At 65.6% G+C, this 26,396-nt stretch carries 15 protein-coding genes; 9 read left to right on the top strand and 6 right to left on the bottom strand.

Annotated features, from left to right (window positions below):
• The first annotated feature begins 178 nt into the window (after positions 1 to 178).
• A complete protein-coding gene (locus AC3WJR_RS12855; RefSeq protein ID WP_492725417.1) occupies positions 179 to 1,453 on the top strand; it encodes an aspartyl/asparaginyl beta-hydroxylase domain-containing protein in 1,275 nt (424 codons plus the stop codon).
• Here AC3WJR_RS12855 and AC3WJR_RS12850 read toward each other — a convergent pair.
• Positions 1,443 to 2,906 (bottom strand): sulfotransferase, encoded by a 1,464-nt coding sequence (locus AC3WJR_RS12850; RefSeq protein WP_492725416.1) that lies wholly within the window; start codon positions 2,904 to 2,906, stop codon positions 1,443 to 1,445. The two genes, AC3WJR_RS12855 and AC3WJR_RS12850, sit on opposite strands and share 11 nt — an antisense overlap.
• Before the next feature lie 50 nt (positions 2,907 to 2,956).
• Positions 2,957 to 3,580, bottom strand: a complete 624-nt coding sequence (locus tag AC3WJR_RS12845) for a hypothetical protein (RefSeq protein WP_492725415.1) — start codon at positions 3,578 to 3,580, stop codon at positions 2,957 to 2,959.
• Positions 3,581 to 3,749: 169 nt separating this feature from the next.
• On the opposite strand from AC3WJR_RS12845, the gene AC3WJR_RS12840 reads away from it, so the two are divergent.
• Positions 3,750 to 6,866: a TonB-dependent receptor domain-containing protein gene (locus AC3WJR_RS12840; protein WP_492725414.1), complete on the top strand. Its 3,117-nt coding sequence runs from the start codon at positions 3,750 to 3,752 to the stop codon at positions 6,864 to 6,866.
• A 451-nt stretch (positions 6,867 to 7,317) separates the two neighbouring features.
• On the top strand, positions 7,318 to 10,263 hold the full coding sequence (locus tag AC3WJR_RS12835) for a TonB-dependent receptor domain-containing protein (protein WP_492725413.1): 2,946 nt from the start codon (positions 7,318 to 7,320) through the stop codon (positions 10,261 to 10,263).
• A gap of 327 nt (positions 10,264 to 10,590) precedes the next feature.
• Here AC3WJR_RS12835 and clpB read toward each other — a convergent pair whose 3' ends face one another.
• Entirely contained in the window at positions 10,591 to 13,170 is a 2,580-nt protein-coding gene (gene clpB, locus AC3WJR_RS12830) for an ATP-dependent chaperone ClpB (RefSeq protein ID WP_492725412.1), read from the bottom strand.
• Positions 13,171 to 13,315: 145 nt separating this feature from the next.
• On the opposite strand from clpB, the gene AC3WJR_RS12825 reads away from it, so the two are divergent.
• The 4 genes from AC3WJR_RS12825 (at position 13,316) to AC3WJR_RS12810 (ending at position 19,428) form a co-directional block, all read left to right on the top strand.
• Positions 13,316 to 15,451, top strand: a complete 2,136-nt coding sequence (locus AC3WJR_RS12825; protein WP_492725411.1) for a penicillin acylase family protein — start codon at positions 13,316 to 13,318, stop codon at positions 15,449 to 15,451.
• Positions 15,452 to 15,591: 140 nt separating this feature from the next.
• On the top strand, positions 15,592 to 16,164 hold the full coding sequence (locus AC3WJR_RS12820) for a serine acetyltransferase (RefSeq protein WP_492725410.1): 573 nt from the start codon (positions 15,592 to 15,594) through the stop codon (positions 16,162 to 16,164).
• 127 nt (positions 16,165 to 16,291) lie between these two features.
• Positions 16,292 to 19,105 (top strand): M16 family metallopeptidase, encoded by a 2,814-nt coding sequence (locus AC3WJR_RS12815; RefSeq protein WP_492725409.1) that lies wholly within the window; start codon positions 16,292 to 16,294, stop codon positions 19,103 to 19,105.
• A 20-nt stretch (positions 19,106 to 19,125) separates the two neighbouring features.
• Positions 19,126 to 19,428: a hypothetical protein gene (locus tag AC3WJR_RS12810; protein ID WP_354279256.1), complete on the top strand. Its 303-nt coding sequence runs from the start codon at positions 19,126 to 19,128 to the stop codon at positions 19,426 to 19,428.
• 173 nt (positions 19,429 to 19,601) lie between these two features.
• Here AC3WJR_RS12810 and AC3WJR_RS12805 read toward each other — a convergent pair whose 3' ends face one another.
• The 3 genes from AC3WJR_RS12805 to gpmA all read right to left on the bottom strand — a co-directional run bounded on the left by AC3WJR_RS12805 (position 19,602) and on the right by gpmA (position 22,445).
• Positions 19,602 to 20,669 (bottom strand): 5-(carboxyamino)imidazole ribonucleotide synthase, encoded by a 1,068-nt coding sequence (locus AC3WJR_RS12805; RefSeq protein ID WP_492725408.1) that lies wholly within the window; start codon positions 20,667 to 20,669, stop codon positions 19,602 to 19,604.
• Between the two features lie 172 nt (positions 20,670 to 20,841).
• Positions 20,842 to 21,321, bottom strand: a complete 480-nt coding sequence (gene purE, locus AC3WJR_RS12800) for a 5-(carboxyamino)imidazole ribonucleotide mutase (RefSeq protein WP_492725407.1) — start codon at positions 21,319 to 21,321, stop codon at positions 20,842 to 20,844.
• 437 nt (positions 21,322 to 21,758) lie between these two features.
• Complete coding sequence (gene gpmA / locus AC3WJR_RS12795) at positions 21,759 to 22,445, bottom strand: 2,3-diphosphoglycerate-dependent phosphoglycerate mutase (protein ID WP_354279259.1); 687 nt, start codon at positions 22,443 to 22,445, stop codon at positions 21,759 to 21,761.
• Here gpmA and AC3WJR_RS12790 point away from each other — a divergent pair.
• Both AC3WJR_RS12790 and AC3WJR_RS12785 read left to right on the top strand, forming a co-directional pair.
• A complete protein-coding gene (locus tag AC3WJR_RS12790; RefSeq protein WP_492725406.1) occupies positions 22,360 to 24,468 on the top strand; it encodes a tetratricopeptide repeat protein in 2,109 nt (702 codons plus the stop codon). The two genes, gpmA and AC3WJR_RS12790, sit on opposite strands and share 86 nt — an antisense overlap.
• A 175-nt stretch (positions 24,469 to 24,643) precedes the next feature.
• Positions 24,644 to 26,365 (top strand): tetratricopeptide repeat protein, encoded by a 1,722-nt coding sequence (locus tag AC3WJR_RS12785; protein ID WP_354279261.1) that lies wholly within the window; start codon positions 24,644 to 24,646, stop codon positions 26,363 to 26,365.
• The last annotated feature ends 31 nt before the right edge of the window (positions 26,366 to 26,396 follow it).

Below are 26,396 nucleotides of genomic sequence, written 5' to 3'. Positions count from 1 at the left end.
ATGGCGCGCAGCGACCGACTCTGTCCGGTGCGCTACTGGGCCCCGGCCTTCGTCGGGGAAGCAACTTTAGCTTGTGAATCGTCGCGTCGGGCGATCCTAATCCGACCGTCTGGCTCGCTAAGGAACGCGTCGTCCCCCGGTCGCTTGCATGGCGCGGGGGACTATGCTTTCACAGGCCATGGTCGATCCTGCCGGTGCCGTTGGAACGTTGCTGCGCGAAGCGGCGGCGCTGCGCCAACGCGGCGACGGCGAGGGCGAGCGCAGGGTCCTCGACCGCGCGATCGCGATCGTCCCGCCGCGGCCCGAGGCATTCAACGCGCGGGGAATGCGTGCGTTGGCGGATCGAGATTTCCCGACCGCCGCAACCAGCTTCGCGCGCGCCGTCGCGCTCGATCCGGGCGAGCCCGCGTTGCGGCTCAATCTCGCAGCGGCCCACCGCGCGGCGGGCGACAACGCGGGCGAACGGCAGGCGCTCCAGTCGGTGCTCGACCTCGATCAGCTGCATTTCCTCGCGCATTTGCGGATGGGCGAATTGCTGCAACGCCAGGGGCTTCTGTCCGAGGCGGCGCCGCACTGGAGCGCGGTGGTCCAGCTTGCGGGCAATGCGACGGACCGGCCCCCCGCGCTGATCGATGCGGAAGCGCGCGCGCGCGCGTTTCTGGAGGCGCATAACGCTGCGTTTGCCGACGCACTGTCGCAGGAGTTCGACAAGGCGGGGCAGGTCGCCACGGCATCGCGGCGGTTCCAGGCGTGCGCGGATACGCTGCTCGGGCGGCGGCGGATCTACACCAACCAGTGTGCGGGCGTGCATTTTCCGTTCCTCCCCGCGGACGAATTCTTCGATCGTGCGCTCTTCCCCTGGTTTGCCGAGCTCGAGGCGGCGACGCCGGCGATCCGCCCGGAGGCGCTCGCGATGCTGGCGGGGGGTGGCGCTGCGATCCGCCCCTATGTCCGGCTCGACAAGGGCACGCCCGATACGCCGTGGAGCAAGCTCGACGATTCGCGCGACTGGAGCGCGTGTTTCCTGTGGGAATATGGCCAGCGCAACGCTGCGGTTTGCGACCTCTGCCCCGAAACCGCCGCAGCGCTCGCGCGGGTGCCGCAGACGCATTTGCCGGGGAAGGCACCGTCCGCCTTCTTCTCGATCCTCAAGGGTGGCGCGGCGATCCCGCCGCACACCGGCGTTACCAACACTCGCGCGATCATCCACCTCCCGCTGGTGGTGCCCGAGGGATGCGGTTTCCGGGTGGGCGGCGAAACGCGCGCGTGGCGCGAAGGCGAGGCGTTCGCGTTCGACGACACGATCGAGCATGAGGCGTGGAATCGCAGCGACCAGGTGCGGATCGTGCTGATCTTCGACGTATGGAATCCGCACCTCACGCAGGGCGAACAGGAGGATCTTGCGCGGTTGTTCGCGGTGACTGACCGGGGGCTGACCGCGCCTAGGGCGTAACGCCGATCCCGTGTCGTTCGAGCAAGGCGATCGCGTCGCCAAGCTGCGCGCGATACCGTTGCCAGCGGTGGAGCGAGCGGCGGTGGATCGGACGGCGCACTTGCCAAGCGCTTGCGGTGCGGACGGCGAGCGGAGCGTTCGGCTCGCCAAGGCATGCTGCGTCCCACGGCAACCCGAGCGCATCCAGGACTGCGGACACTGCCGCATGCGGATCGACCACCAGCGTGTCGTAATCGAGGTCGATGATGTCCGCCCCGTACAACGCCCGCCAATGCGCCATCAGCCGCGCATATTGGACGTAGTAATGCGCCGCCTCGAGCAGATCGCTGCCGTAAACGACGCCGTCGCCAAAGTGCAGGAAATAGGTCGACAGCAGGGTGTCAGCCGCGTTGCGCCGGGTGTGGATGATCCGCGCGTCGGGAAACAGCGTCTTGATCAGCCCGATGTGGAGGAAATTGTCGCAGCGCTTGTCGGTGACCCACCCGTCGCCGGGCAGGTCCGCGAGATAGCGGGCGCGGAGCTGCGCGATCGCATCGGGCGACAGCGCGAGTGCGGCGGCGGGGTAGGGGCGCAGCGCCTGTACGATCGCGGGGATCGTCTCCAGTTCGCCGCCGGGGGTGATCTCGCGGTGCCGCCCGAGGATCGTCTCCGCCAGCGTCGATCCCGATCGGAACATCCCGCAAATGAAGATCGGCGTCTTGGCCGCTACCGGACCCGTCGCAGCGCGTGTCTCGCCGCGCACCGGGTAGCCCGCGATCAGCGCGTCGACGAGCCGCTCCTGTGCAGGCGCGTCGTAGCGGTGTGGCGCGATCGAACGTGCGATCCAGTTGGCCGCCTCGATCGCCTGGAACGCATCGGTCGTCTCCCCCACCGCATCCAGCGCATTGCCCAGCGCGAACAGCAGCTCTGCGCGATCGGTTACGTCGGTCGCCTGCGGAACCACCGCCTTGAGCCGTGCGATCGCCGACCCTGCCGCACCGGTCGCGACATCGATCGCCGCGAGCCGCGCATGGGCGCGGGCATTGTCGGGCGCGCGCGCCAGAACCGCGTCATAAGCCTGACGCGCCGACGCGGGGTCGCCAAGGTCCTCGTGGAGATTGCCGAGGTTGAGCCACGCTGGAAGAAAACCGGGGCTGGCGCGCAACGCCTGTTCGAGCTCTGCCCTGGCCGCGTCGGGGCGAAACAGATGGTCCGACAGGATCGTCGCGCGGTTGAGCAGCGCCTGTTCGGGGTGCGGATCGCCTTCCGCGATCGCGCGGGCATAGGACTGCAACGCCGCGTCGAATTGCCGCATGGCCCGTTGGGCCCAACCGAGGTTGAACCACGCGTCACGCTGATGCGGATCGATCGCGAGGCTTGCTTCGAACGCGGCGATGGCCTGCGCCATGTCGCCCGCGCGGAGATGCGACGCCGCGATGGTCAGTAAGTGCAACGCCTGGCGGTCCTGCGGCATGCCGTCTCTTATCGTGCCGGGCGCATGGACGATATGGGTTTGCGCGGGCCTCAGTTGAGGCGCCGTGCCTTCACGCCGGGCTGCCCGCCGATGATCATCTGGAAACTGCCGAGCGCGGCGCGCTTGATGCGGACCTTGTCGCCCGCGCGCGGGCTGCGGCCGAGGACATTGTCGTCGGTCTGCGCCCAGCGGGCGCCGTCCGCCATTCGCACGGTCCAGCGTCCGGCACCATCGACCTGCGCATCGGTCACGGTCGTGTCGATCGAATCGATCTCGGGCGATCCGCTGAAGATCGACAGGCTCGGAACCCCGATCCCGAACAGCGAGCGCCGCGCCTGCCGTACTTGCTGCGAATCGACCACGACGACGTCGCGTCGCTGCTCCGCCGAATCGAGCACCGCGACCGATGCGTCGAAACACGCCAGCCGCGCCGTCGTGTCCTGGATCTGACGGCACCGCACGACGTCGCTCAGCGCCTTGGATCGCACCTCCTTGCGGGGTTCGGCGGCGGCGATCGCGGTCGGAAGGACGATCGCGGCCACGGCCGAGACGATCGCGATAAGGGTCGGAATGGTCGGATTGTGGCGCAACGGGCGGTCCTCGGTTCGGGGCTCGGTCGCGCGATACGGTGGCGTTCTCGCAGCGGCAAGCGCGCCACATGTCGAGTGTGTCAATTTGGCTACATCCTTGGAACAATATGACGCCAATTGCGTACGTTCATGTTTTTTTACTTTTGGAAGCGTGGCCCCACAGTAAAGAACCGCCGCATCGGCAGCCAGATAATGACTGTCTTTGACATGACGCCGTTCCAAAAGCGGTGCGTACCAAAGGGACCAATCCTACATGCAGAACCGAGTTTTGCGCGACTCCTTGCTCGCGTCCACGATGATCGCCGGTGTGTTCGGCGCGTTCCCCGCGCTCGCGCAGGATGCAGCCGCGCCCGCCGCACCGCAGGAGCAGGCCCCGACCAGCGCCACCCCGGGTGACGACAGCATCGCCGGCACCACGCCCGCTGCGTCGAACACCCCCGGCGCGGACGCAGGCGACATCGTCGTCACGGGCTCGCGCATCTCGAACCCCAACCTGACCTCGGCAAGCCCGATCACGGTCGTCAACGCAGCCGAGATCAAGCTCCAGGGCGCGACCCGCATCGAGGACGTGCTCAACAGCCTGCCGCAGTCGTTTGCGGCGCAGAGCTCGTCGGTGTCGAACGGATCGAACGGGACCGCGACCGCCAACCTGCGCAACCTCGGTGAGTCGCGTACGCTCGTCCTCGTCAACGGCCGTCGCCTGATGCCGGGCAACCCCTCGTCGAGCAGCACCGCACCCGCGGCTGGCGATCTCAACGTCATCCCGCAGGCGCTGATCAAGCGCGTCGACGTCCTCACGGGCGGCGCAGGCTCGGTCTATGGTTCGGACGCGGTTGCCGGCGTCGTCAACTTCGTGCTCGACACCAACTACGAAGGCGTCAGCCTCGATGCATCGGGCGGCATCTACAACCATGACAACCGCAGCCAGCGGTTCCAGGACATCTCGGCACGGGCAGGCTACCCCGCCCGTGACGGCCAGGCGTTCGACGGCACGCAGTTCGACGTCAACCTGAAGATGGGTGCTGGCACCAGCGACGGCCGCGGCCATGTCGTCGGCTACATGGGCTATCGCAAGATCGGCGCGATCCTCCAGGGCGATCGCGACTATTCGTCGTGCGGCCTGAATGCTCCGGCGAGCGGCGCGGAATATGTCTGCGGCGGTTCGGCTACGGCATTCCCGGCGAACTTCACCACGAGCGACGCCGTCTTCAACGGCGCGGCGACCAATCTTCAGCAGCTCTACACGCTGAACGGCGCGGGCGCTCTCGTCCCTGGCCGGACGCTCTACAACGCCAACCCGCTCAACTATTACCAGCGCCCGGACACGCGCTACACGGCCGGCTTCCTCGCGCATTACGACGTGAGCGACAGCTTCAAGCCGTACGCCGAGTTCATGTTCATGGACGATCGCTCGGTTGCACAGATCGCGCCGTCGGGTGACTTCAGCAACACCACGGTGCTGAACAGCAACAACCCGTTCCTGTCGCAGGCACAGCGCGATGTCTTCTTCCGCAACACGAACCTCGTTCGGGACGGAAACGGCAATGTCGTCAACCTGACCAACCCGGATGGGTCGCAGTACCAGCAGGGCATGGTCCAGATCGGGCGTCGTAACGTCGAGGGCGGCGGTCGTCAGGCCGATCTTCGTCACACCGCATACCGCTTCGTTGCGGGCGCCCGTGGCGACATCGCCGATGGCGTTTCGTACGACGTCTATGGCCAGTACGGCACGACGATCTTCAACCAGGTCTATCGCAATGAATTCTCGGTCTCGCGCACCACGCGCGCGCTCGATGCGATCACCGATACGCGCGCCGGTTCGGCAACCCAGGGGCAGACCGTTTGCCGCTCGGTCGTCGACGGTACCGATCCGAACTGCGTCCCGCTCAACATCTTCGGTGCGGGCAACATTTCCGCGGGTGCACTGAACTACGTCCAGACCCCGGGCTTCCAGACGGGCACCACCCAGGAAAAGGTCGTCAGCGGCTCGGTCACGTTCGAAGGCGGCAAGTACGGCTTCCAGTCGCCGTTCTCGACGCAGGGCATCGGCATCAACATCGGCGGCGAGTATCGCGAGGAATCGCTGACGCTCGAAGTCGACAACGGCTTCCTCACCGGCGATCTCGCCGGGCAGGGCGGTGCGACGCTGCCGATCGACGGCTCGTTCAACGTCAAGGAAGTGTTCACCGAAGTCCAGGTTCCGCTGGTCACCGACCGTCGCTTCTTCAAGGAACTGACGATCAACGGCGGCTTCCGCTATTCGGACTACAGCACCTCGGGCGGCGTTTCGTCGTACAAGGGCGAGATCGTCTGGGCACCGGTTTCGGACATCCGCTTCCGTGGCGGTTACAACCGTGCGGTTCGTGCGCCGAACACGCAGGAGCTGTTCGCGCAGCAGTCGGTCCAGCTCGACGGCGCGACCGATCCGTGCGCGGGTCCGGCCGTCAACGGCCTGGTCAACGGCAACAATGCCGCAGCCTGCGCCCGTGCGGGCGTTCCGGCCAACCGCTTCGGCCTGATCGCAGCGAACCCGTCGGAGCAGTATAACGGCCTGCTCGGCGGCAACCCGAACCTTCGCCCTGAAAAGGCGGACACGTTCACGGTTGGCGTCCTGCTCCAGCCGAGCTTCCTGCGCGGCTTCAACCTGTCGGTCGACGCCTTCTCGATCAAGCTGCAGGACCGGATCGGCGTCATCGGCGCCGACACGATCATCGCGCAGTGCATCGCGACCGCCGACCCCGCGCTGTGCGGTGCGATCAACCGTGACGCCAACGGCACGCTGTTCCAGGGCAACACCGGCTACATCGTCGACACCAACGTCAATGCAGGCTCGCTCAAGACGCGCGGCATCGACGTCGCTGCTGGCTACACGCTGCGCACGCGTTCGGTCGGGACCTTCGCTTTGTCGTTCAACGGCACCTATGTGGACGAATTCACGTCGAACAAGGTCGGCGCCGAGTTCGATTGCGCAGGCTTCTATGGCGCACAGTGCGGGTACCCGCAGTCCAAGTGGCGGCATTCGGCACGCGTGACCTACACCTCGCCGCAGGGCATCGGTCTGTCGGCACGCTGGCGCTACCTGTCGGCGACCAAGTATGAGCGCACGAGCGGCGATGCCGATCTCGCGGGTTCGTTCTCGCCGCTGGACGCACGCATCCCGGTTCAGAGCTACTTCGATCTGGCAGCAACGGTTCGTGCGGCGGACAAGTTCACGTTCCGCATCGGTGCCAACAACCTGCTCGACCGCCAGCCGCCGATCCTCAGCCAGGCGGCCTCGCCGATCGGCTCGCTCGGCAACGGTAACACCTACCCGGGCATCTTCGACGCCAACGGTCGGTATCTGTTCGTGGGTCTGACGATCGACATGTAAAATATGGCTTCTTAATCGAAGCATCTGGGGGCGGTGGATCATGCGATCCACCGCCCCTTTTTTTTGCCTTGTCTTGCGGGACTCCTCAGCGGCACTTCAAAGAAGCAAATCTATTCTTTGGTATACTCAAGTATCCGATATCCAGCTGTTGGTTAAGGCCGAATCGGACCGAAGTAATATGATGATAATGTTGCTCCAAAGCAAAGGTTAGTAGCAAAGGGTAACACAGCGTTACGACGCTGATACTTGGCCGATCCGGCCCCAAGCGCGTGTGGTGTTGCAATTTTGCTACGGCGTTTCTCAAATCCAACATGGCGTTGCTGCGTCGCGCTTTACAGACACGGTCGGCACGTGATCTTTGGCGCCATCAAGCGGAGACGTCCGCTGGTTTGCTCATCATCACCCAACTCCGGCACCCCGTTTCGGGTGCGCGTTTTGTAAGGAACCAGTCGTGCCCCGGAATTCCTCCCTCATCTCGAAGCCTTGGCTCCTGACGACGTCGGCAGCCCTCTCGCTCGTCGCACTGCCCGCATTTGCACAGGACCAGACCGCCCCGGCAGCTCCTGTCGATGCGCCCGCTGCCGCCCCCGTCCCGCAGACCGCCGAACAGGGCCAGGACATCGTCGTCACCGGCTCGCTGTTCCGCGCGACCGTCACCCCGTCGCCGGTGACGACGCTGTCGACCGAATCGCTCGACCGCCGCGGTATTCCGACGGTGCAGGAAGGCATCCAGCGGCTTTCGTCGAACAACGGCGCGGCACTGACCAACTCGTTCAGCGCGAACGGCGCGTTCGCGGGTGGCGCCTCGGCGGTGTCGCTGCGCGGCCTGTCGAGCAGCTCGACCCTCGTCCTGATCGACGGCCTGCGCGCGGCCTATTACCCGCTCGCCGATGACGCGACGCGCAACTTCGTCGATCTCAACACCATCCCCGACGACGTCGTCGACCGGATCGAAGTCCTGAAGGACGGCGCATCGTCGAGCTACGGCGCGGACGCGATCGGTGGCGTGGTCAACATCATCACCAAGCGCAGCATCCAGGGCGTGTCTGGTCGTGCGGAAGCCGGCATCTCGGAGGGCGGCATCGCACCGAGCCAGCGCCTGACGCTGACCGCGGGTACCGGCAGCTTGGATGAGAAGGGCTATAACGCCTATATCAGCGGCTTCTATTATCGCTCGGGCGGCGTCACCAACAACGATCTGCCCGCGCCGTACAATTCGTCGGACCAGAGCGGGATCGGCGGACCCAACAACATCCTCAGCGGCGACAATTTCGGCGCGACCAATGCGGGTGCCAACATCTACGCGCGGCCGACCGGCGGCACGCAATATTCGCTGCTCAACGGCGGGTGCGTCAACGGCCAGCCGACGACCAACACCGCTGGCGGCGTCGTCCCGTCGGTCGTCTGCTCGCAGGATTCGGTCAACCGCTACGGCGTCGTTGCTCCCACGATCGAGCGGTTCGGCGGCACCGCCAAGTTCACCGCTAAGATCGGTGACAGCTCGGAAGCCTATGCGCAGTTCAACTTCCTCCAGACGCGCAGCAGCTACACCGGCGATCCCTCGGGGATCTACGCGAACGCCCCGGCGGGCATCTACTTTCAGCCGTATTCGACGCGGTCGAATGCCGCGTCCTACGCGCCCGGTTCGGGGGCGTTGACGCTCCCGGTCTATGTCTGCGCCGCGCGCGCGAACTGCAACGCGACCAACGGGACGCTCAACCCCAACAACCCGTATGCCGCAGCAGGCCAGACCGCGGAGATCGTCGGCACGTTGCCCAATTCGGTCACGCGCGACGAAACCCGCTACCGCGTCTATCGTGCGGCCGCCGGGATCAACGGTACGTTCCTGGGCGATTGGGATTATCGCGTCGACTTGACCGCGATGCACACCGACCTGCGTCGCCAGCAGAACGGCTATGTCTACATCCAGCATCTGCTCGATGTGATCGCGGACGGTTCGTACAATTTCGTCAACCCGTCGGCGACCAGTGCGGCGACGATGAACTATCTGACGCCTGAGAACATCACGGACTCGAGCTCGGATCTGTACCAGGCACAGGCGACCGTCAGCAAATCGCTGTTCCAGCTGCCGGGCGGCCCGCTTCAGCTCGGTGCGGGTGCATCGGTCTATTATGAAGGGATCGACTCGCCGAGCGCGAATTCGGACATCAATGGCGCGACGCAGCGGTACTTCACGATCAACGCCTTCGGCACCAGCGGGCACCGTACCGTTACCTCGGCGTTCGGCGAATTGAATGCGCCGATCATCGACCAGCTGTCTGTCAATGCGTCGGGCCGCTACGATCATTATTCGACCGGGCAGGGCGCGTTCTCGCCCAAGGTTGGCGCGAAGTTTTCGCCGATCAAGGAACTGACGATCCGCGGCACCTGGTCGCGCGGCTATCGCATCCCGAGCTTTGCGGAAGCCAATGCGTTGCCGACGACGGGCTATGTCACCAACTCCGCCGGCCTGTTCAACGATACGTATCTTGCGCAATATGGCTGCTCGGTCGCAACGTTCAGCACCGCTTGCCCGACGTACCTGCGCTCGGGAAGCTACGGCGCGACGACGCTCGCCTCGCCCAACCTCAAGCCTGAGCGGTCGCGCAGCTTCACCGGTGGTGTGGTGTTCGAACCGATCCGCAACGTCGCGTTCACGGTCGATTACTTCAACATCAAGAAGACCAATGCGATCACCTCGCTGACGTCTGGCGACGCGCTGAATGCTTATTATTCGGGCGCGGCGATCCCCAACGGCTTCACGATCACCCCGGACGCGCCCGACGCTGCCTTCCCCAATGCGACGCCGCGTGTGCTGTATGTCGCCTCGGCACTGGTCAATGCGAACACGATCCAGTCGTCGGGCATCGATTTCGGCATCAACAGCCGCGTCAACATCGCCGGCGTGACGTGGACCAGCAACCTCGACGCGACGTTGCAGCTCGAACTCAGCACGAGCTTCCCGGACGGCCACAAGGAGACGTATGTCGACACGCTCGGCAACTTCAACCTGACCGCCGGCTCGGGCACGTACCGCTGGCGCGGCAACTGGCAGAACACCTTCCAGAAGGGGCCGATGTCGCTGACGGGGACGGTCAATTACGTGTCGGGCTACGATCTGTCGGCCGAGGACCAGGGCACGGGCTACCGCGATTGCGGCTTGGCACCGTCGCCGGCGTACACCGGTTGCCGCGTGAAGAGCTACATCACGTTCGATCTCAACACGAGCGTGCGGGTTACCGACGGGCTGACCTTCTACGTCAACGCGATCAACCTGTTCGATCGCCTGCCGCCGATCGATCCGGTCACCTATGGCGCGTATCTCTACAACCCGGTCCAGACCGGCGAGGGCATCTATGGCCGTCGCTTCCTGGCAGGGGCGAAGTTCAAGCTGTAAGGCTGGGGTATCGAAAAGGGGGGCGGTTCCTGGACAGGAACCGCCCCCTTTTTTTGTCTGCGTCCCATCCCTGGAAAGGTTGGGGGAGTATGAGGCTGGCGCAGCGTTATACAACGGGCCAACCCACCCCCAACCCCTCCCTTCCAGGGAGGGGAGCCCGTTACGCTGGTCTGCAAGCACTGGCTCGCACTCTCACGGTATTGGTGGACTAATCCGAGGGGTACCGCAGCCTCCTTTCCTCCCTGGAAGGGAGGGGCCGGGGGTGGGTCGGTATGAGGTGGGGGCAGCGCCCAACACCAAGCCGCCCGCCTCAGGCAGGGAAGCCCATCACTCCACCACCAGCTCCAGCTTCCCGTCGCCCTCATCGACCCGTACCGTCGCGCCATCCTTGACGCTCCCGCGCAGGATCAGGTCAGCGAGCGGATCCTGCAGATAGCGTTGCACCGCACGCTTCAGCGGCCGCGCGCCGTACACCGGATCATAACCGACCCGCCCGAGCCACAGCCGCGCCGCATCGGTCAGGTCGAGCGTCACCTTGCGTTCGCCCAGCAACGTCGCGATCCGCTTGACCTGGATGTCGACGATCGGCGCCATTTCCGCCTGGCCGAGCCGGTGGAACAGCACGATCTCGTCGAGCCGGTTGAGGAACTCGGGCCGGAAATGCCCGCGGACGATCTCCATCACCTGCGGTTCGACGCTCGCGACATCCTCGCCTTCGCCCAGCGTCGTCAGCACCTGGCTGCCAAGGTTCGAGGTCAGCACGATGATCGTGTTGGTGAAGTCGACCGTGCGACCCTGGCCGTCGGTCAGCCGCCCGTCGTCGAGCACTTGCAACAGGATGTTGAAGACGTCGCCATGCGCCTTCTCGACCTCGTCGAACAGCACGACCTGATACGGCCGCCGCCGCACCGCCTCGGTCAGCACGCCGCCTTCCTCGTAACCGACGTAGCCCGGAGGCGCGCCGATCAGCCGGGCGACCGCATGCTTTTCCATGAACTCGCTCATGTCGATGCGGACCATCGCGGTTGGATCATCGAACAGGAATTCCGCGAGTGCCTTGGTCAGCTCGGTCTTGCCGACGCCCGTCGGCCCGAGGAACAGGAACGACCCCAGCGGCCGGTTGGGATCCTGCAATCCCGCACGCGCACGCCGCACCGCAGTCGACACCGCGCGGATCGCGTTCTGCTGGCCGATCACGCGCTTGCCGATCGTCGCCTCCATCTGGAGCAACTTGTCGCGCTCGCCCTCGAGCATTCGCTCGACCGGAATCCCGGTCCAACGCGCGACGACGCCCGCGATATCCTCGCCCGTCACTTCCTCGCGCAGCATCGCGCCCTTGGTCGCACCCGCCGCGGCATCCAACTGGCGCTGAAGGTCGGGGATGCGCCCGTAGGACAGCTCGCCCGCCTTCGCCAGATCACCCGCACGCTGCGCCTGCTCGAGTTCGAGCCGCGCGGCATCGATCTGCTCCTTGAGCTTTGCCTCGGCGGAGATCTTGTCCTTCTCGCCCTGCCAGCGCGTCGTCAGCTCGCTCGACTGCTGCTCGAGATTGGCGAGTTCGCCGTCGAGCTTGACCAGCCGGTCCTGTGACGCCGCGTCGCTCTCGCGCTTCAACGCCTCACGCTCGATCTTGAGCTGGATGATCCGCCGGTCGAGGATCTCGATTTCCTCGGGCTTGCTCTCGACCTCCATGCGGATGCGCGACGCGGCCTCGTCCATCAGGTCGATCGCCTTGTCGGGGAGGAAGCGGTCGGTGATGTAGCGGTTGGACAAGGTCGCCGCCGCGACGATTGCCGCATCGGTGATCCGCACGCCGTGGTGGAGCTCGTACTTCTCCTTCAGTCCGCGCAGAATCGAGATCGTGTCGGGCACCGTCGGCTCCCCCACGAACACCGGCTGGAAGCGGCGCTGGAGCGCTGCGTCCTTCTCGACATATTTGCGATATTCATCGAGCGTGGTCGCGCCGACGCAATGCAGCTCACCACGCGCGAGCGCCGGTTTCAGCAGGTTACCCGCATCCATCGCGCCCTCGGATTTGCCCGCGCCGATCAGCTGGTGCATCTCGTCGATGAACAGGACGATGTCGCCCTCGGCGGCCTTCACCTCGTCGAGCACGCCCTTCAACCGCTCCTCGAACTCGCCGCGATATTTGGCACCCGCGATCAGCGAGCCCATGTCGAGCGACATCAGCTTGCGGTCCTTGAGCGTATCCGGGACATCGCCATTCGCGATGCGCAACGCGAGCCCCTCGGCGATCGCGGTCTTGCCGACGCCGGGTTCGCCGATCAGCACCGGGTTGTTCTTGGTGCGGCGCGCGAGGATCTGGATCGTGCGGCGGATTTCCTCGTCGCGACCGATCACGGGGTCGAGCTTGCCGTCGCGCGCCGCCTGCGTCAGGTCGCGCGCAAACTTTTTGAGCGCGTCGAACTTGTCCTCGGCCCCCGCGCTGTCCGCGACGCGACCGTTGCGCACCTTCTCGATCGCCGCATTGAGCGCCTCGGGCGTGACGCCCGCGGTCTTGAGCGCCTTGCCCGCAGCCGTATTGAGCGACAAGGCGAGCGCGACGAGCAGCCGCTCGACGGTCACGAAGCTGTCGCCCGACTTGGTCGCGATCTGCTCGGCCTGGTCGAGCACGCGCACCGCGTCATTGTCGAGCCCCGGCGTCTGTTGCGCGCCGCTCCCCGATACCGCCGGGATCTTCGCCAGCAGCAGATCGGTCTCGCTCGCAGCGCGCTTCGGATCGCCGCCCGCCGCGCTGATCAGCCCGGACGCCATGCCCTGCTCATCCTCAAGCAGCGCTTTCAGGATATGCTCGGGCGCGATCCGCTGATGGCTCATGCGGATCGCGACGGTCTGGGCCGACTGCAGGAAACCCTTGGCGCGATCGGTAAATTTCTCGATGTTCATTCACCACCCTCACAGTTGCTTTCGCGCCGATATGGTGTTGCAAATATACAACACAAGTCGTGAGACTACGGATTGCGTGACAAATACGCCCCGTAGGCCAAGATAGCGATGGCACTGGCCAAGACCAGAGCCACAGGGGGAATGGATGCTGCGAACACTCGGGCTTGGGCTCGCCGGGCTGCTGGTCGTCACTGCCGCTGGCCTTGCACTGTGGGAGCCGATCGCGTCGACCAGCGCGACCCCGCCGCCCGCGCACCGCTACGACAGCGTCATCGCGCGCGACCGTTTCGGCGTACCCCACATCTTCGGCAAGACCGATCCTGACGTCGCGTATGGCGTCGCCTATGCGCATGCCGAGGACGATTTCGCGACGCTGCAGGAAGCGGTGGCGATGGCGCGCGGACGGCTCGGTGCGATGACCGGGGCGGACGGGGCAAAGGTCGATTACACGCTCGCGCTGCTCGGCGCGCGCGAGACCGCGCATTGCGATTATCGCAAGCAACCCGCCGATGTCCGCGCGTTGCTCGATGCCTATGCGACCGGGCTCAACGTCTTTGCGCGACGGCATCCGGGGGAGGTGCGACTGGCGCGGCTGTTCCCGGTCAACGGCGAGGACATCGCGACCGGCTTCGTCCTGCGCACGCCCTTCTTCTTCGGGCTGGACGCCGTGCTGGGCGCACTGTCCGGCGACCGGCCGCTTCCGCGCGAAAGCGCTGGCGCGACCCCCGATGCGCCCGATCCTGCCACGCTGCCGGCAACCGGCGAGCGGATGCCCAACGGCTCCAACGCGTTCGTCGTTGCGCCTGGGCGATCGACCGACGGCGCAACCCGCGTTCTCTCCAATGCGCACCAGCCGTGGAAGGGGCCGGTCGCGTGGTATGAGCTGTCGGTGCAATCGGGGACCGGCTGGCATTTCTCGGGCGCGACCTTCCCTGGCGTGCCGTTCCCGGTGATGGGGCATAACGAGCATCTCGGCTGGACCAACACGGTCAACCGCCCCGACCTGACCGATGTCTACAAACTCGTCACCGATGCCGACCACACCCGCTATCGCTTCGACGGCGCGTGGCGGCCGCTTGAGGCGCAGCGCGTATGGCTCGGCGTGCGGTTCGGTCCGTTCGTGCTGCCGATCCCCAAGATGGTTTACCGCGCGGTGCAGGGGCCGGTGATCGTCAACAAGAGCGGTGCCTTTGCGATCCGCTATGCGGGTGCGGACCAGCTCCGCATGATCGAGGAATATTACCGCCTGACGCGCGCGCGCAATTTCGGCGAATGGCAGCAGGCGCTCGCGATCCAGGGCGTTCCAGCGACCAACTTCCTCTATGGCGATGCGCGCGGGACCATTGCCTATGTCTATAACGCGAGCTTCCCCAACCGGCGGCCGGGCTATGATTACCAGCATCTGCTGCCCGGCGACACGTCGCGCGCGCTGATGCCGGGGACGGTGCCATTCGCGCAGGTGCCGCGCAACGTGAACCCCGCGTCGAGATTCCTCATCAACGCCAACAACACGCCGTATCAGGCGGCGGGGCAGGGGTCCGAGCTTCGCCCGCAGGATTACAGCCCGCTGCTCGGGATCGAAACCGACACCACCAACCGCGGCACCCGCGCGCTCGAGCTGATGGGCCAGACCCCGCGGATCGGCGAGGCGGAGCTGTTGCGGATCAAGTTCGACACCGGGATCAGCCGCTACAGCTGGGCTGCGCGGTGGTATCGCGACATCGCACGGGTCGACCCGCGCGGCGATCCGCAACTCCGCGCCGCGCTCGGCGTGCTGCAACGCTGGAACCGCAACTTCGACGGGCAGCACAGCGGGCAGGCACTCGCCGCGATCCTGCTGCGGACCGGGCAGAAATGGCATTACCAGCGCCGCCCCGAACTCGATCCGCGCGATGCGCTGGCGAAGGCGGCGGCGTATCTCCAGACGCATTTTGGCACGCTCGATCCCCCGCTCGGCACGGTGTTGCGGCTGCGGCATGGCAAAGTCGACCTACCGCTCGACGGCGCACCCGACGTGCTGCGCGCGGCGTCGACGTGGACCGAAGCCCCCGATGGCCGGCTCGTCGTCAATCACGGGGACAGCTTCATCATGCTGATGACGTGGGACCGGGCGGGTCGGGTGGAATCCCGCTCGATCCAGCCGTTCGGTGCTGCGACGACACGACCGGAGTCACCACATTATGCGGACCAGGCGCCGTTGTTCGCGGCGCATCGGCTGAAGCCGGTGTTGTTCTGGCGAGATGACCTGCGGCGTAGCGTAGAGCGGGTGTATCGGCCCTGAACCTCGTGTCGACGGTGGAAACCCCGCGTTCGCAAGCATGCGTTTACCATCTATGATGGTCGGTTGAGTAATCATGTGTCTGTACGAAAACGAGCCGCAGGCGGGTTGGTGTGCGCCTGGGATATAAAGGCGTATTGTCCATGATTTCCAGCGAGATCCCCGATTGGGAGCGCGAGCGTCGGACCGGATGGGTGCCGTCCAAGTCGTTGCTGGCGTCGATCCGTGCGTATCAGCGGGCCCGTGGCACGCCTGGGCTGATCCCGGCGGTGCAGAAACGGGTCGCGATCCTGCGCCACCGCTTCTGGACGATGATGACGGGGGCAGACATCCCGCTCAACGCCCGGCTGGGCGGCGGATTGCTGCTGCCGCACCCCAATGGCATCGTCATCCATCCCGATGCGGAGATCGGCCCGAATTGCCTGATCTTCCAGCAAGTCACGATCGGCGCGGCAAAGGGCGGCGTGCCGACGATCGGTGGCCAGGTCGATATCGGTGCCGGCGCAAAGATCATCGGCGCGGTGACGATCGGCGCGCATGCCTTGATCGGCGCGAATGCGGTAGTCATCACCGACGTACCCAAGGGCGCGACCGCGGTCGGCAATCCGGCGCGGATTTCGTTTCCCAAGGTCACCGTATCGCTGGTCGAGACGAATGACGCCTCGGCCGAGGTGCGGAATGACATGCCTGCAATCGGCCGCTTCGCGCTGGACTGATCCGTTCGGCGATCAGGCATCGCCGATGCCGACCCTGCGCAAGGCCGATTGCAACGCCAAACCCCATTGCTATACCCGGATAGCACAGTGGTCTGCCCAGACCGTTTATTCCGGGGAACACACCAGCATGACCGTCAAGCTTATCGCGCTCTCCGGCGTTGCGGTGGCGACGTTCGCCACGCCCGCTTTCGCGCAGACCGCTCTTCCCAAGCCCGCCCCGGTCGCGGATCTCGTCCGCCAGGTCGACATTCCCTATAGCGAGTTCCGCCTCCCCAACGGCCTGCGCGTCATCGTCAACACCGACCGCAAGGCGCCGGTCGTGGCGGTCAGTGTCTGGTACAACGTCGGCTCCAAGTTCGAGCCAAAGGGCAAGACCGGCTTCGCGCATCTGTTCGAACATCTCATGTTCAACGGCAGTGAAAATGCGCCGGGCGATTATTTCGATTACACCAAGGCGATCGGCGCGACCGACCTCAACGGCACGACCTATTTCGATCGCACCAACTATTTCGAGACCGTCCCCGCCGCCGCGCTCGAGCGCACGCTGTTTCTGGAGAGCGACCGCATGGGCTATCTGCTCGGCGCGCTGACCCCCGCAGTGGTCGATGAGCAGCGCGGCGTCGTCCAGAACGAGAAACGGCAGGGCGACAATCAGCCCTACGGTCTGGTCGAGTATAAGCAGGTCGAGACGCTGTTCCCCGCGTCGCATCCCTATGGCCATTCGACGATTGGCTCGATGGCCGATCTCGACTCCGCCAGCGTCGAGGACGTCAAGAATTGGTTCCGCGGGCATTATGGCCCCAACAATGCGGTGCTGGTGCTGTCGGGCGATGTCGACGCGGCGCAAGCGAAGACGCTCGTCACCAAATATTTCGGTGCGATCCCGCGGGGCCCGCAGAGCGTTGCGCCCGCCGCACCCGTGCCGACGCTCCCGGTCGCCAAGTTCGAGACGATGAAGGATCGCGTCGCCAACACGCGGATCCACCGGATGTGGGCGGTGCCGGGGTTGAACGATACCGACTCGGTCGCGCTCGATGTCGCGGCGGGGGCGCTCGGTGGTCTGTCGAGCAGCCGGCTCGACAATGCGCTGGTCCGCAAGGAAAAGCTCGCGGTCTCGGTGTCGGCGAGCAATGAGTCCTTCTCGCAGGTCGGCATGTTCACGATCAGCGCGGACGTCCGCCCCGGTGTCGATCCCGCGCTGGTCGCCAAGCGGCTCGACGAGATCATCGCCGAGTTCATCGCCAACGGCCCGACTGCGGACGAAGTCCAGCGGGTCGCGACACGCGACGCCGCGCGCACGATTGCCGGGCTTGAGTCGACCGGCGGCTTCGGCGGCAAGGCAGTCGCGCTCGCGCAGGGCGCGCTCTATTCGGACGATCCTGGCTTTTACAAGAAGCAGCTTGCCACGCTCGCCGCGGAAACGCCCGCAAAGGTCAAGGCGGCTACCGCCAAGTGGCTGTCGCGCCCGGTGTACGGCCTCACGGTCGTTCCCGGTGCGCGCGATGCCTATGTCGAATCGACCCCGCCCGCCAAGGTCGTCACCGCGCCCGAACCCGTGGTCAAGGGCACGCGCGGCGGCCTGCCCGCGGTCGGCACGCTCGGCGAGCTGGTCTACCCGAAGATCGAGCGCGCCAAGCTGCGCAACGGGATCGAGCTGGTCTATGCCTATCGCAACGCTGTGCCGATCACCCAGGCGGTGATGAGCTTCGATGCAGGCGTCGCGGCGGACGTGCCGGGCAAGCTCGGCACGCAGCAACTGACGCTCGCGATGATGAGCGAAGGCACGACCACGCGCGACTCGATCGCGCTGGCCGAGGCGAAGGAACGGCTGGGCGCGAATGTTTCCGCCGGGTCGAGCGCGGATCGCACCTTCCTCTCGATGTTCACGCCAAGTGCGAACCTCGCCGCCTCGACCGAGCTGTTCGCCGACATCGTCCGCAACCCGAAGTTCGACCCCGCCGAAGTCGCGCGGCTCAAGAACCAGCAACTGTCGCGGATCGCCGCCGAGTTCACCAGCCCGAACGGGCTGGCGACGCGGATCTATCCCAAATTGGTCTACGGCGCGGGCTCGCCCTACGCCAAGGCGATCGGGAGCGGGGACGCCAAAGCGGTCGCGACGCTCGGACGCGACGATCTGATCGCGTTCCAGCGCCGCTGGATCCGCCCCGATACCGCAAAGATCTTCGTCGTCAGCGACCGTCCGCTCGCCGAGATCACCGCGGCGCTCGACGCGCGCTTCGGCGACTGGACCCCGACCGGCCCACGCGGGACCAAGGACTTCACCGCCGCCGCCACCCCCGCGACCCCGCGGATCGTGCTGGTCGATCGGCCCGATTCGCCCCAGTCGCTGATCGTCGGCGCGGCCCCGACCGCGCTGGTCGGGACGGATGATCTGCTGGGTGTCACCACCGCGAACGATACGCTTGGCGGCGACTTCACGTCGCGGATCAACATGGATCTGCGCGAGGACAAGCACTGGTCCTACGGCGTCAACGGCGGCTTCCGGCGCGCGGAGTATCAAACACCGTATGTCCTGTCGGCCCCCGTCCAGGCGGACCGCACCGGGGATTCGATCAAGGCGCTGCAGGGCGACATCAAGGCGTTCCTCACCACCAAGGGGATCACTCCCGCCGAGTTCGACCGGACGATCACCGACTCCGTCCGCTCGCTTCCGGGCAATTTCGAGACATCGGGCGCGGTGCTGGGGGCGATGCAGTCGAACGAGCTCTATCGCCGCCCGGACGACTATTTCGCGACCCTCCCGCAAAAATATCGCGCGATGACCGCAGCCGAGCTTGACGCTGCGGCACGCAAGGCGCTCGACCCGTCGAAGTTCGTCTGGGTCGTGGTGGGCGACGCAAGCAAGGTCCGCGGCCAGCTTGACAGCATCGGGCTACCGGTCGAGGTGGTCCCCGCGGCGTCCGTAGCGGACGTGCGTTGAGCTGATTCAGGAGAGATACGATGGCTGCTGTCGATGGAAGCTGGGATACGATCGTCAAGTCGCCGCTGGGCGACCAGAAGGCAGTGCTGACCGTCAAGACCGACGGCAACAGCTGGACCGGAAGCCAGGTCGGCGCGATGGGCGCGGTCGACATCAAGGACGGCACGGTCGAGGGCGACACGATCAAGTGGACGATGTCGATCACCGTCCCGATGCCGATGAGCCTCGATTGCAGTGCGACCGCCGAAGGCGACACGCTGACGGGTTCGGTCGGCGCAGGCGCGTTCGGCAGCTTCCCGATGACGGGCACGCGCCAGGCGTAACGCCTGTACGGTTGCGCTGAAAGACGGCCTGCGTTCCCCCCGAGCGCGGGCCGTTTTTCATTAGCCTTCTTCTCCCTCTCCCCTTCAGGGGAGAGGGGCAGTATCATAGCGCAGCGCTGCTGGACTGCCCCTCTCCCCGGCCCTCTCCCCGCAAGCGGGGAGAGGGAGAAGAATCACCGCCCCAATCGCGTCACATGCCCCATCTTGCGCCCCGGCCGCGTTTCCTTGCCGTACAGGTGCAGGTGCGCCCCCGGCTCCGCGAGGATCTCCGCCCAGCGGTCGGCGGCATGCCCGATCAGATTCTCCATCGCCACACTCGGCGCAGTCAGCGCGGTATCCCCCAGCGGCAGCCCGCAGATCGCGCGGATGTGGTTCTCGAACTGCGAACACACCGCGCCCTCGATCGTCCAATGTCCCGAATTGTGGACCCGCGGCGCCATTTCGTTGAACACCGGGCCATCCGGCGAGGCGAAGAACTCGCACGCGAGCACGCCGACATAGTCGAGCCGGTCCGCGATCCGCCCCGCCAGCGCCGCCGCCTCGCCCCATTGCGAGGCGATCTCCGGTGGCGCAGGCAATGTCGAGCGCGCCAGGATGCCGTCGACATGCTCGTTCCACGGCGGCGGATAGCTGACCATCTGCCCGTCGGCGCGGCGCACCAGCAGGATCGAGAATTCGTGGCTGAACGTCACGAACCCTTCGAGCACCGCGGGCCGTCCGCCGATCGCGTCCCACGCGTCGGCAACCGCGTCAGGACTGGTGATCCGCACCTGACCCTTGCCGTCATAGCCCATGCGCAGCGTCTTGAGGATCGCGGGGCAACCGATCTCTGCGACCGCGGCTTCCAGCTCGGCGAGCGTCTCGACCTTGGCCCAGGGCGCAGTGCGGCCGCCGATCTCGCCGACGAACGCCTTTTCCGCGGCACGATCCTGCGCGATGCCGAGCGCGGCGGGCGCAGGGTGGACCGGCACCTTCGCCGCGAGATAGCGCACCGGATCGAGCGCGATATTCTCGAATTCATAGGTCACGACATCCGCCGCGGCGGCGAATTCATCGAGCACGATCCGGCTGTGATAATCCGCGCGCGTAAAGCTCGACGCGGTCTGTGCGGCGACCGCTTCCTCGTCGGGCGCGAGGATGCGGACGTGATAGCCAAGCTGCGCCGCGGCCACCGCGAGCATCCGCCCGAGCTGCCCGCCGCCGAGGATGCCGATGGTCGATCCGGGGGGGAGGGGGGTCATGCGCGTGAGTCCGTCGGGTGAGGGGGGGGCATAGTAGCGGGTCTCCCCGCCCTGCAAGGGAGGGGCCGGGGGTGGGTGGGTCCGTTGTTCGGCCGGACGCCTGCCCTAGGCCGACCCACCCCCAACCCCTCCCTTTCAGGGAGGGGAGGAGCGAGGGATCGCCCGTCGTGCTTCATGCAGGGTCGGTCGCCACGCCATCGGTCTGCGCCGCGCGCCACGCCTGCAATCGGGCGCTCAAATCCGCGTCCGACAGCGCCAGGATCGCCGCTGCGAGCAATGCCGCGTTCTTCGCGCCCGCCTTGCCGATCGCGAGCGTGCCCACAGGGATTCCCGCGGGCATCTGGACGATCGAGTAGAGGCTGTCGACGCCCTTGAGCGCCTTGCTCTCGACCGGCACGCCGAGCACCGGCAGATGCGTCAGCGCCGCCGCCATGCCCGGAAGATGCGCCGCACCGCCTGCGCCCGCAATGATGATCTTGATCCCGCGGCCTGCCGCACTGTCGGCATAATCGTACAGCCGCTTGGGGGTACGATGTGCCGAGACGACCTTGGCCTCGTGCGAAATGCCCAGTTCCTCAAGGAGATCCGCCGCGTGGTGCATCGTCTCCCAATCGGAGGTGCTGCCCATGATGATGCCGACCGAGGGTTCCATCGCCCGGAGGTAGCGGCGGCCTGCGCGAAGAGCAACCGTCCGTATCGTCCGTCAGCGAATGGCGCGAGGGAACCACTCGCGGTCACGCGAGTTACGCCATTACTCAGCCGATACGTGTTTAGTAGCGGCGTCCGTCAAAGCCTCCGGTCGAATGTATCGCCGGTCCTCTCACCCGTTGGGAGTGTATGGCGCGTATTGACGGCGCGAGGCTCTGCCGCGTCGTTGGCGAGTTTGTACCGAATACATTCCGCGTAACACGTCGTGACGGCTGCCTCCCCCCCGGGCATCCACCATCGGCGGGTAATAGTAGCGTTGGCGTAATGCTGCTGGTGGATTTGGGCTTCGTGCCCGGACGACAGAATGTGTTCCACAGTAAAGCGTACCGAGTATCGCGTACCGCCGTCACCCAGCCTCGTGCCAGGGTGACGGCCCCCGCCTCAGCGTTCGTTCAGATAATAGCGGTCGGTTGCGTTCAGCGCATCGTCGAGCTCGTAGACGATCGGCTGGCCGGTCGGGATCTCGAGCGTGGTGATCTCGTCGTCGGGAATATTCGACAGATGCTTGACCAAAGCGCGCAGCGAGTTGCCGTGCGCAGAGATCAGCACGCGCTGCCCATCCTTCAACGCCGGCACGATCCGCGACTCCCAATACGGCAGCACGCGCGCGATCGTATCTTTCAGGCTTTCGGTCGCGGGGATTTCGATCCCCGCGTAGCGCCGGTCCTGCGTCATGTCATAGGCGCTGCCTGCCTCCATCGGGGGCGGCGGCACGTCGAAGCTGCGCCGCCAGATATGGACCTGCGCCTCGCCGTGCTTCTCCGCGGTCTCCGCCTTGTTGAGCCCGGTCAGCCCACCATAATGCCGCTCGTTAAGCCGCCAGTCCTTCTCCACCGGCAGCCACAGCCGGTGCATTTCCTCGAGCGCGAGGTTGAGCGTCTTGATCGCGCGGGTCTGGAGCGAGGTGAAGCACTGGTCGAAATCCAGCCCCTTCTCCGCCATCAATCGCCCTGCTGCGCGCGCTTCCTCGATCCCCTTTTCGGTGACGTCGACGTCCCACCAGCCGGTGAAACGATTCTCGAGGTTCCAGCTGGACTGGCCGTGGCGGATCAGGACGAGCGTTGGCATGTGCGATGGTCTCCTTCCCCGACGGACGGCCGGGGACCCAGTTGCGCGCCGGGGTATCGTCTGGGGCGGGCGCGATCAACCTCGGGGTTGGGGGTGCGGACGGTTTCGGTGTGTGCAAACGTCGCCTTCGGCGGGTCTGGAGCAACGACCCTCGCATCGAAAGGACTCGATTTCGGACGCGATCGGGCGCTTGATGTCAATCCGAAGGCTTTGGCTGAAGGAAGGGCTTCAAATGATGCGGTGGTGGCTTTTCGTCGTCGGCATGGTCGCCACCCTCCCGGCCCACGCGCAACTGACCGCGCCGGTGAAGAACGGTGACCTGACCATCACGGTCACGGGCACCCGTATCCCCAAGACCAAGGTCGAGATGAGCAACTGGCGCATGGCGGAAACGCCGCACGTCGTCGTGTTCAGCGAAAACGACGAGAAGGATTTGCGCCGTACCGCGCACAATCTCGAAAAGCTCCACTTCCTGCTCTCGGCGCTGACCGGACGGGTGGACGCGCCGGACGAGACGATCAAGCTCGCCGTCACGATGATTGGCGATGTGGCGACGTTCGAGCAGCTTCGGTTGACCGACCTCCGCTGGCAATATGGGCCGTTTCCGAAGGCTTTCGCAAAGACCGTCTATTACGATCCGCGCGAAGAAGGGTCGGTGCTTGCAACCACCGGGACCGGGGTAAATGTCGTTCTCCGGCCATCGGACGGCCGTCCAACGAACCGCAATTGCTTTCGCGATGACGGCGGTTATCCCATGGATCAATTCGTCGTATTCAGCTTCACAGGTGGTAGCATCGTTCCCGGTGACGTCTCCAGGCTCGATCCGACAACAGCAGACATCGCCCCTCAGCTTACGAAGAACGAGATTGCCTTCTGCCAGACCGCCGACTCCCGGCTCTACGCTGGCTTCGCGCAGAATTACCTGATGACCTATTCCCCCGCGGCATACCCGCGCTGGTTTCTGCAGGGCTTTGGGGAAATATTCGCCACGATGGTCGCTAGCGACGACCATGTGGAATACGGCCAGCTCCCGCCCGGTTTCTTCAAAGTCATGGAGCATTATGGCGATTATCCGGTAACGGACATCCTGAGCGGCCGCTATCTCTCGGGCGAGGGCCGGGCCTGGACCCCCTATCACGCGTGGCGGCTGGTCCATCTCCTGTATTTTTCGGACACGTTGAAGCCGCGTTTGCGGACCTATCTCGACGCCGTGGCGAACGGGGCCTACCCGAAAAGCGCCGCGAGCGCATTGGGCAGTCCGGCCGAGCTTCAGCGCGCCGTCAACGCCTACCGGGGCCGCGCGGTGCAGGCCGAGCGCATGACCTTTCCTGTCGCGCGCACCCCGGCCCCGACCGTCCGCCGTCTGACGCGGGCGGAGGCGGGTCTGATCCGGGGCCGGCTCGAGCTTGGCGCGCGGATCGACGTCCCTGCCGAGGAAGGCCGCGACCGTTCGACGGCGCTTGCCCGGCGCGCGGCATGGCTCGCGCGGCTGCGCGGCAACGCGAGCCGCTTCCCCGACCTGATCGAAAACCAGCTGCTGTTGGCCGAGGCCGAATGTCGCAGCGGCAATCCGCAAGACTGTCTTGCCGCCGCTGATCGGGTGATGGCACAGGCCCCGACGGACACGCGCGCGCTCGTGTGGAAGGGCACGGCGCTTGCCGCATTGGCTGGGCGCGCGCCCATCGTCGAGCGTCAGCCTCGGCTAAAGCAAGCCAGAGGGTTCATCGCCAAAGCCAACCGCGCGGATCCGGAAGGCATCCTTCCGCTCATCGCTTATTACAACAGCTTTGCCGTTGCCGGTACGGAAGCCTCGGACCTCGCCGTAGGAGGGCTCTACAAAGTCGTTCAGTCCTCCCCCGCCGCGCCCGGTCCACGGCTGAAGCTCGGGCAAGAACTGATCGGGCGCGATTTCAAGGATGATGCTCGCAGCACGCTGTTGCCGGTCGCTTATGGTCCGTTCGCAACGCCTGAACAGCCGACGGCAGCCGCCTTGCTGCCGCAAACTGTGCTACGCGGTAACTAAAACTAGCTACTATACAGACTGCGCTTCCAAGTGAATGTCGCCATCAGCGAGTCTGCAACGAGGGTATACCATTAAGGACTCGATTTTTGGCCCAATCGGGCGCTTAATGTTGCCTTGAAGGCCTTTGCGGAACGTGGAGCTTCACAGGATGCGGTGGTGGCTTGTCATCGTCGGTATGATCTTTAGCCTCCCGGCGCAGGCGCAACTGACTGCGCCGGTGAAGAATGGGGATCTGACCATCACGGTCACGGGTACCCGAATTCCCAAGACCAAAGTTGAGATGAGCAACTGGCGCATGGCGGAAACGCCGCACGTCGTGGTGTTCAGCCAGGACGACGAGAAGGCTTTGCGGGATACCGCGCACAACCTCGAGAAGCTGCACTTCCTGCTGTCGGCCCTGACCGGGCGGGTGGACAAGCCCGACGAAACGATCAAGATCGCGGTGACGATGATTGGGGCTGCCGCAGAGTTCGAGCAGCTTCGGCTGACCGACCTGCGCTGGCAATATGGCCCCTTTCCGACGCCTTTCTCCAAAACCATTTACTACGACCCCCGGGAGGAGGGGCCAGTTCTCGCGGCGACGCAAGCGGGCTCGAACCTGGTCCTTCAGCCGTCCATCGGCCGTCCGTCGCGCCGGGATTGTCAAAGCGACGGCGATACGGGGTTGGTGAGCGTAAGCTTTGCGCCCACATCCAATCCCGATGGATCGGAGAGCTGGGGCGGGATCGTTGCCCTTCTTCCGGTTAACGAGATCGCCTTCTGCCAGTCGGCCGACTCGCGCCTCTACGCAGGCTTTGCCCAGAATTACCTGATGACCTATTTCCCCGCGGCCTACCCGCGCTGGTTCCTGCAGGGGTTCGGGGAGATGTTCGCGACGATGGTCGCCGACAAGGATTTCGTCGAATATGGCCAGCTTCCGACCGGCTTTTTCCAGGTGATGAAGCAGTACGGCGACTATCCGGTGAGGAATATCCTGGATGGCCGCTATCTCTCGGGCAAGGGGCGCATCTGGACGCCCTATCAGGCGTGGCGGCTGGTGCACCTGCTGTATTTCTCGGACACGTGGAAGCCGCGGTTGCAAAAGTACCTCAGCGCCCTGGCGGGGGGTGCAGACTTGAAAACCGCGGCTGATGCCCTGGGCAGTCCGGTCGAGCTCCAGCGCGCCGTCAACGCCTACCGGGGCCGCGCGGTGCAGGCCGAGCGGATGACCTTTCCGGTCGCGCGCACGCCGGCCCCGACCGTCCTCCGGCTGACGCGCGCGGAGGCCGGGCTCATCCGGGGCCGGCTCGAACTGGGCGCGCGGATCGAAGTCCCTGAGGAGGAAGGCCGCGACCGTTCGACGGCGCTTGCCCGGCGTGCAGCCTGGCTCGCGCGGCTGCGCGGCAATGCGACCCGATTTCCCGACCTGATCGAAAACCAGTTGCTGCTGGCCGAAGCCGAATGCCGGAGTGACAATCCGGATCCATGTCTCGCCGCCGCCGACCGCGTGATCGCGCAGGCACCGACGGACACGCGCGCGCTCGTGTGGAAGGGGACGGCACTTGCCGGATTGGCCGGGCGCGCGCCCGCCGGAGAGCGTCCGCTTCGGCTCGAGGAGGCCAGGCGGTTCATCGCCAGGGCCAACCGTCTGGATCCGGACGGCATTCTTCCGCTGATCGCTTATTACAACAGCTTTGCCGTTGCCGGAGCGCAAGCCTCGGACCTTGCAGTCGGCGGGCTGTACAAAGTCGTTCAGTCCTCCCCCGCCGCGCCGGGTCCACGGCTGAGGCTCGGCAAGGAACTGATCGTGCGCGACTTCAAGGATGATGCGCGCAGCACGCTGCTGCCCGTCGCTCATGGTCCGTTCGCAACGCCCGAACAGCCGACCGCCGCCGCCTTGCTTCCGGCAACGGGCTGATCGACCGCGGGCGCGAAGGGCCGTTTCTCGA

The sequence above is a fragment of the Sphingomonas sp. FW306-05-A genome (assembly GCF_058782275.1).
The sequence above is the reverse complement of the archived record's forward strand: the minus strand, read 5'-3'. Positions and strand labels throughout refer to the sequence as shown.

Bases quoted from the DNA above. Each gene is read 5' to 3' on its own strand.
- AC3WJR_RS12855 (WP_492725417.1), top strand. From the start codon at position 179: ATGGTCGATCCTGCCGGTGCCGTTGGAACGTTGCTGCGCGAAGCGGCG.
- AC3WJR_RS12850 (WP_492725416.1), bottom strand. From the start codon at position 2,906: ATGCCGCAGGACCGCCAGGCGTTGCACTTACTGACCATCGCGGCGTCG.
- AC3WJR_RS12840 (WP_492725414.1), top strand. From the start codon at position 3,750: ATGCAGAACCGAGTTTTGCGCGACTCCTTGCTCGCGTCCACGATGATC.
- clpB (WP_492725412.1), bottom strand. From the start codon at position 13,170: ATGAACATCGAGAAATTTACCGATCGCGCCAAGGGTTTCCTGCAGTCG.
- AC3WJR_RS12825 (WP_492725411.1), top strand. From the start codon at position 13,316: ATGCTGCGAACACTCGGGCTTGGGCTCGCCGGGCTGCTGGTCGTCACT.
- AC3WJR_RS12820 (WP_492725410.1), top strand. From the start codon at position 15,592: ATGATTTCCAGCGAGATCCCCGATTGGGAGCGCGAGCGTCGGACCGGA.
- AC3WJR_RS12815 (WP_492725409.1), top strand. From the start codon at position 16,292: ATGACCGTCAAGCTTATCGCGCTCTCCGGCGTTGCGGTGGCGACGTTC.
- AC3WJR_RS12810 (WP_354279256.1), top strand. From the start codon at position 19,126: ATGGCTGCTGTCGATGGAAGCTGGGATACGATCGTCAAGTCGCCGCTG.
- AC3WJR_RS12805 (WP_492725408.1), bottom strand. From the start codon at position 20,669: ATGACCCCCCTCCCCCCCGGATCGACCATCGGCATCCTCGGCGGCGGG.
- purE (WP_492725407.1), bottom strand. From the start codon at position 21,321: ATGGAACCCTCGGTCGGCATCATCATGGGCAGCACCTCCGATTGGGAG.
- gpmA (WP_354279259.1), bottom strand. From the start codon at position 22,445: ATGCCAACGCTCGTCCTGATCCGCCACGGCCAGTCCAGCTGGAACCTC.
- AC3WJR_RS12785 (WP_354279261.1), top strand. From the start codon at position 24,644: ATGATCTTTAGCCTCCCGGCGCAGGCGCAACTGACTGCGCCGGTGAAG.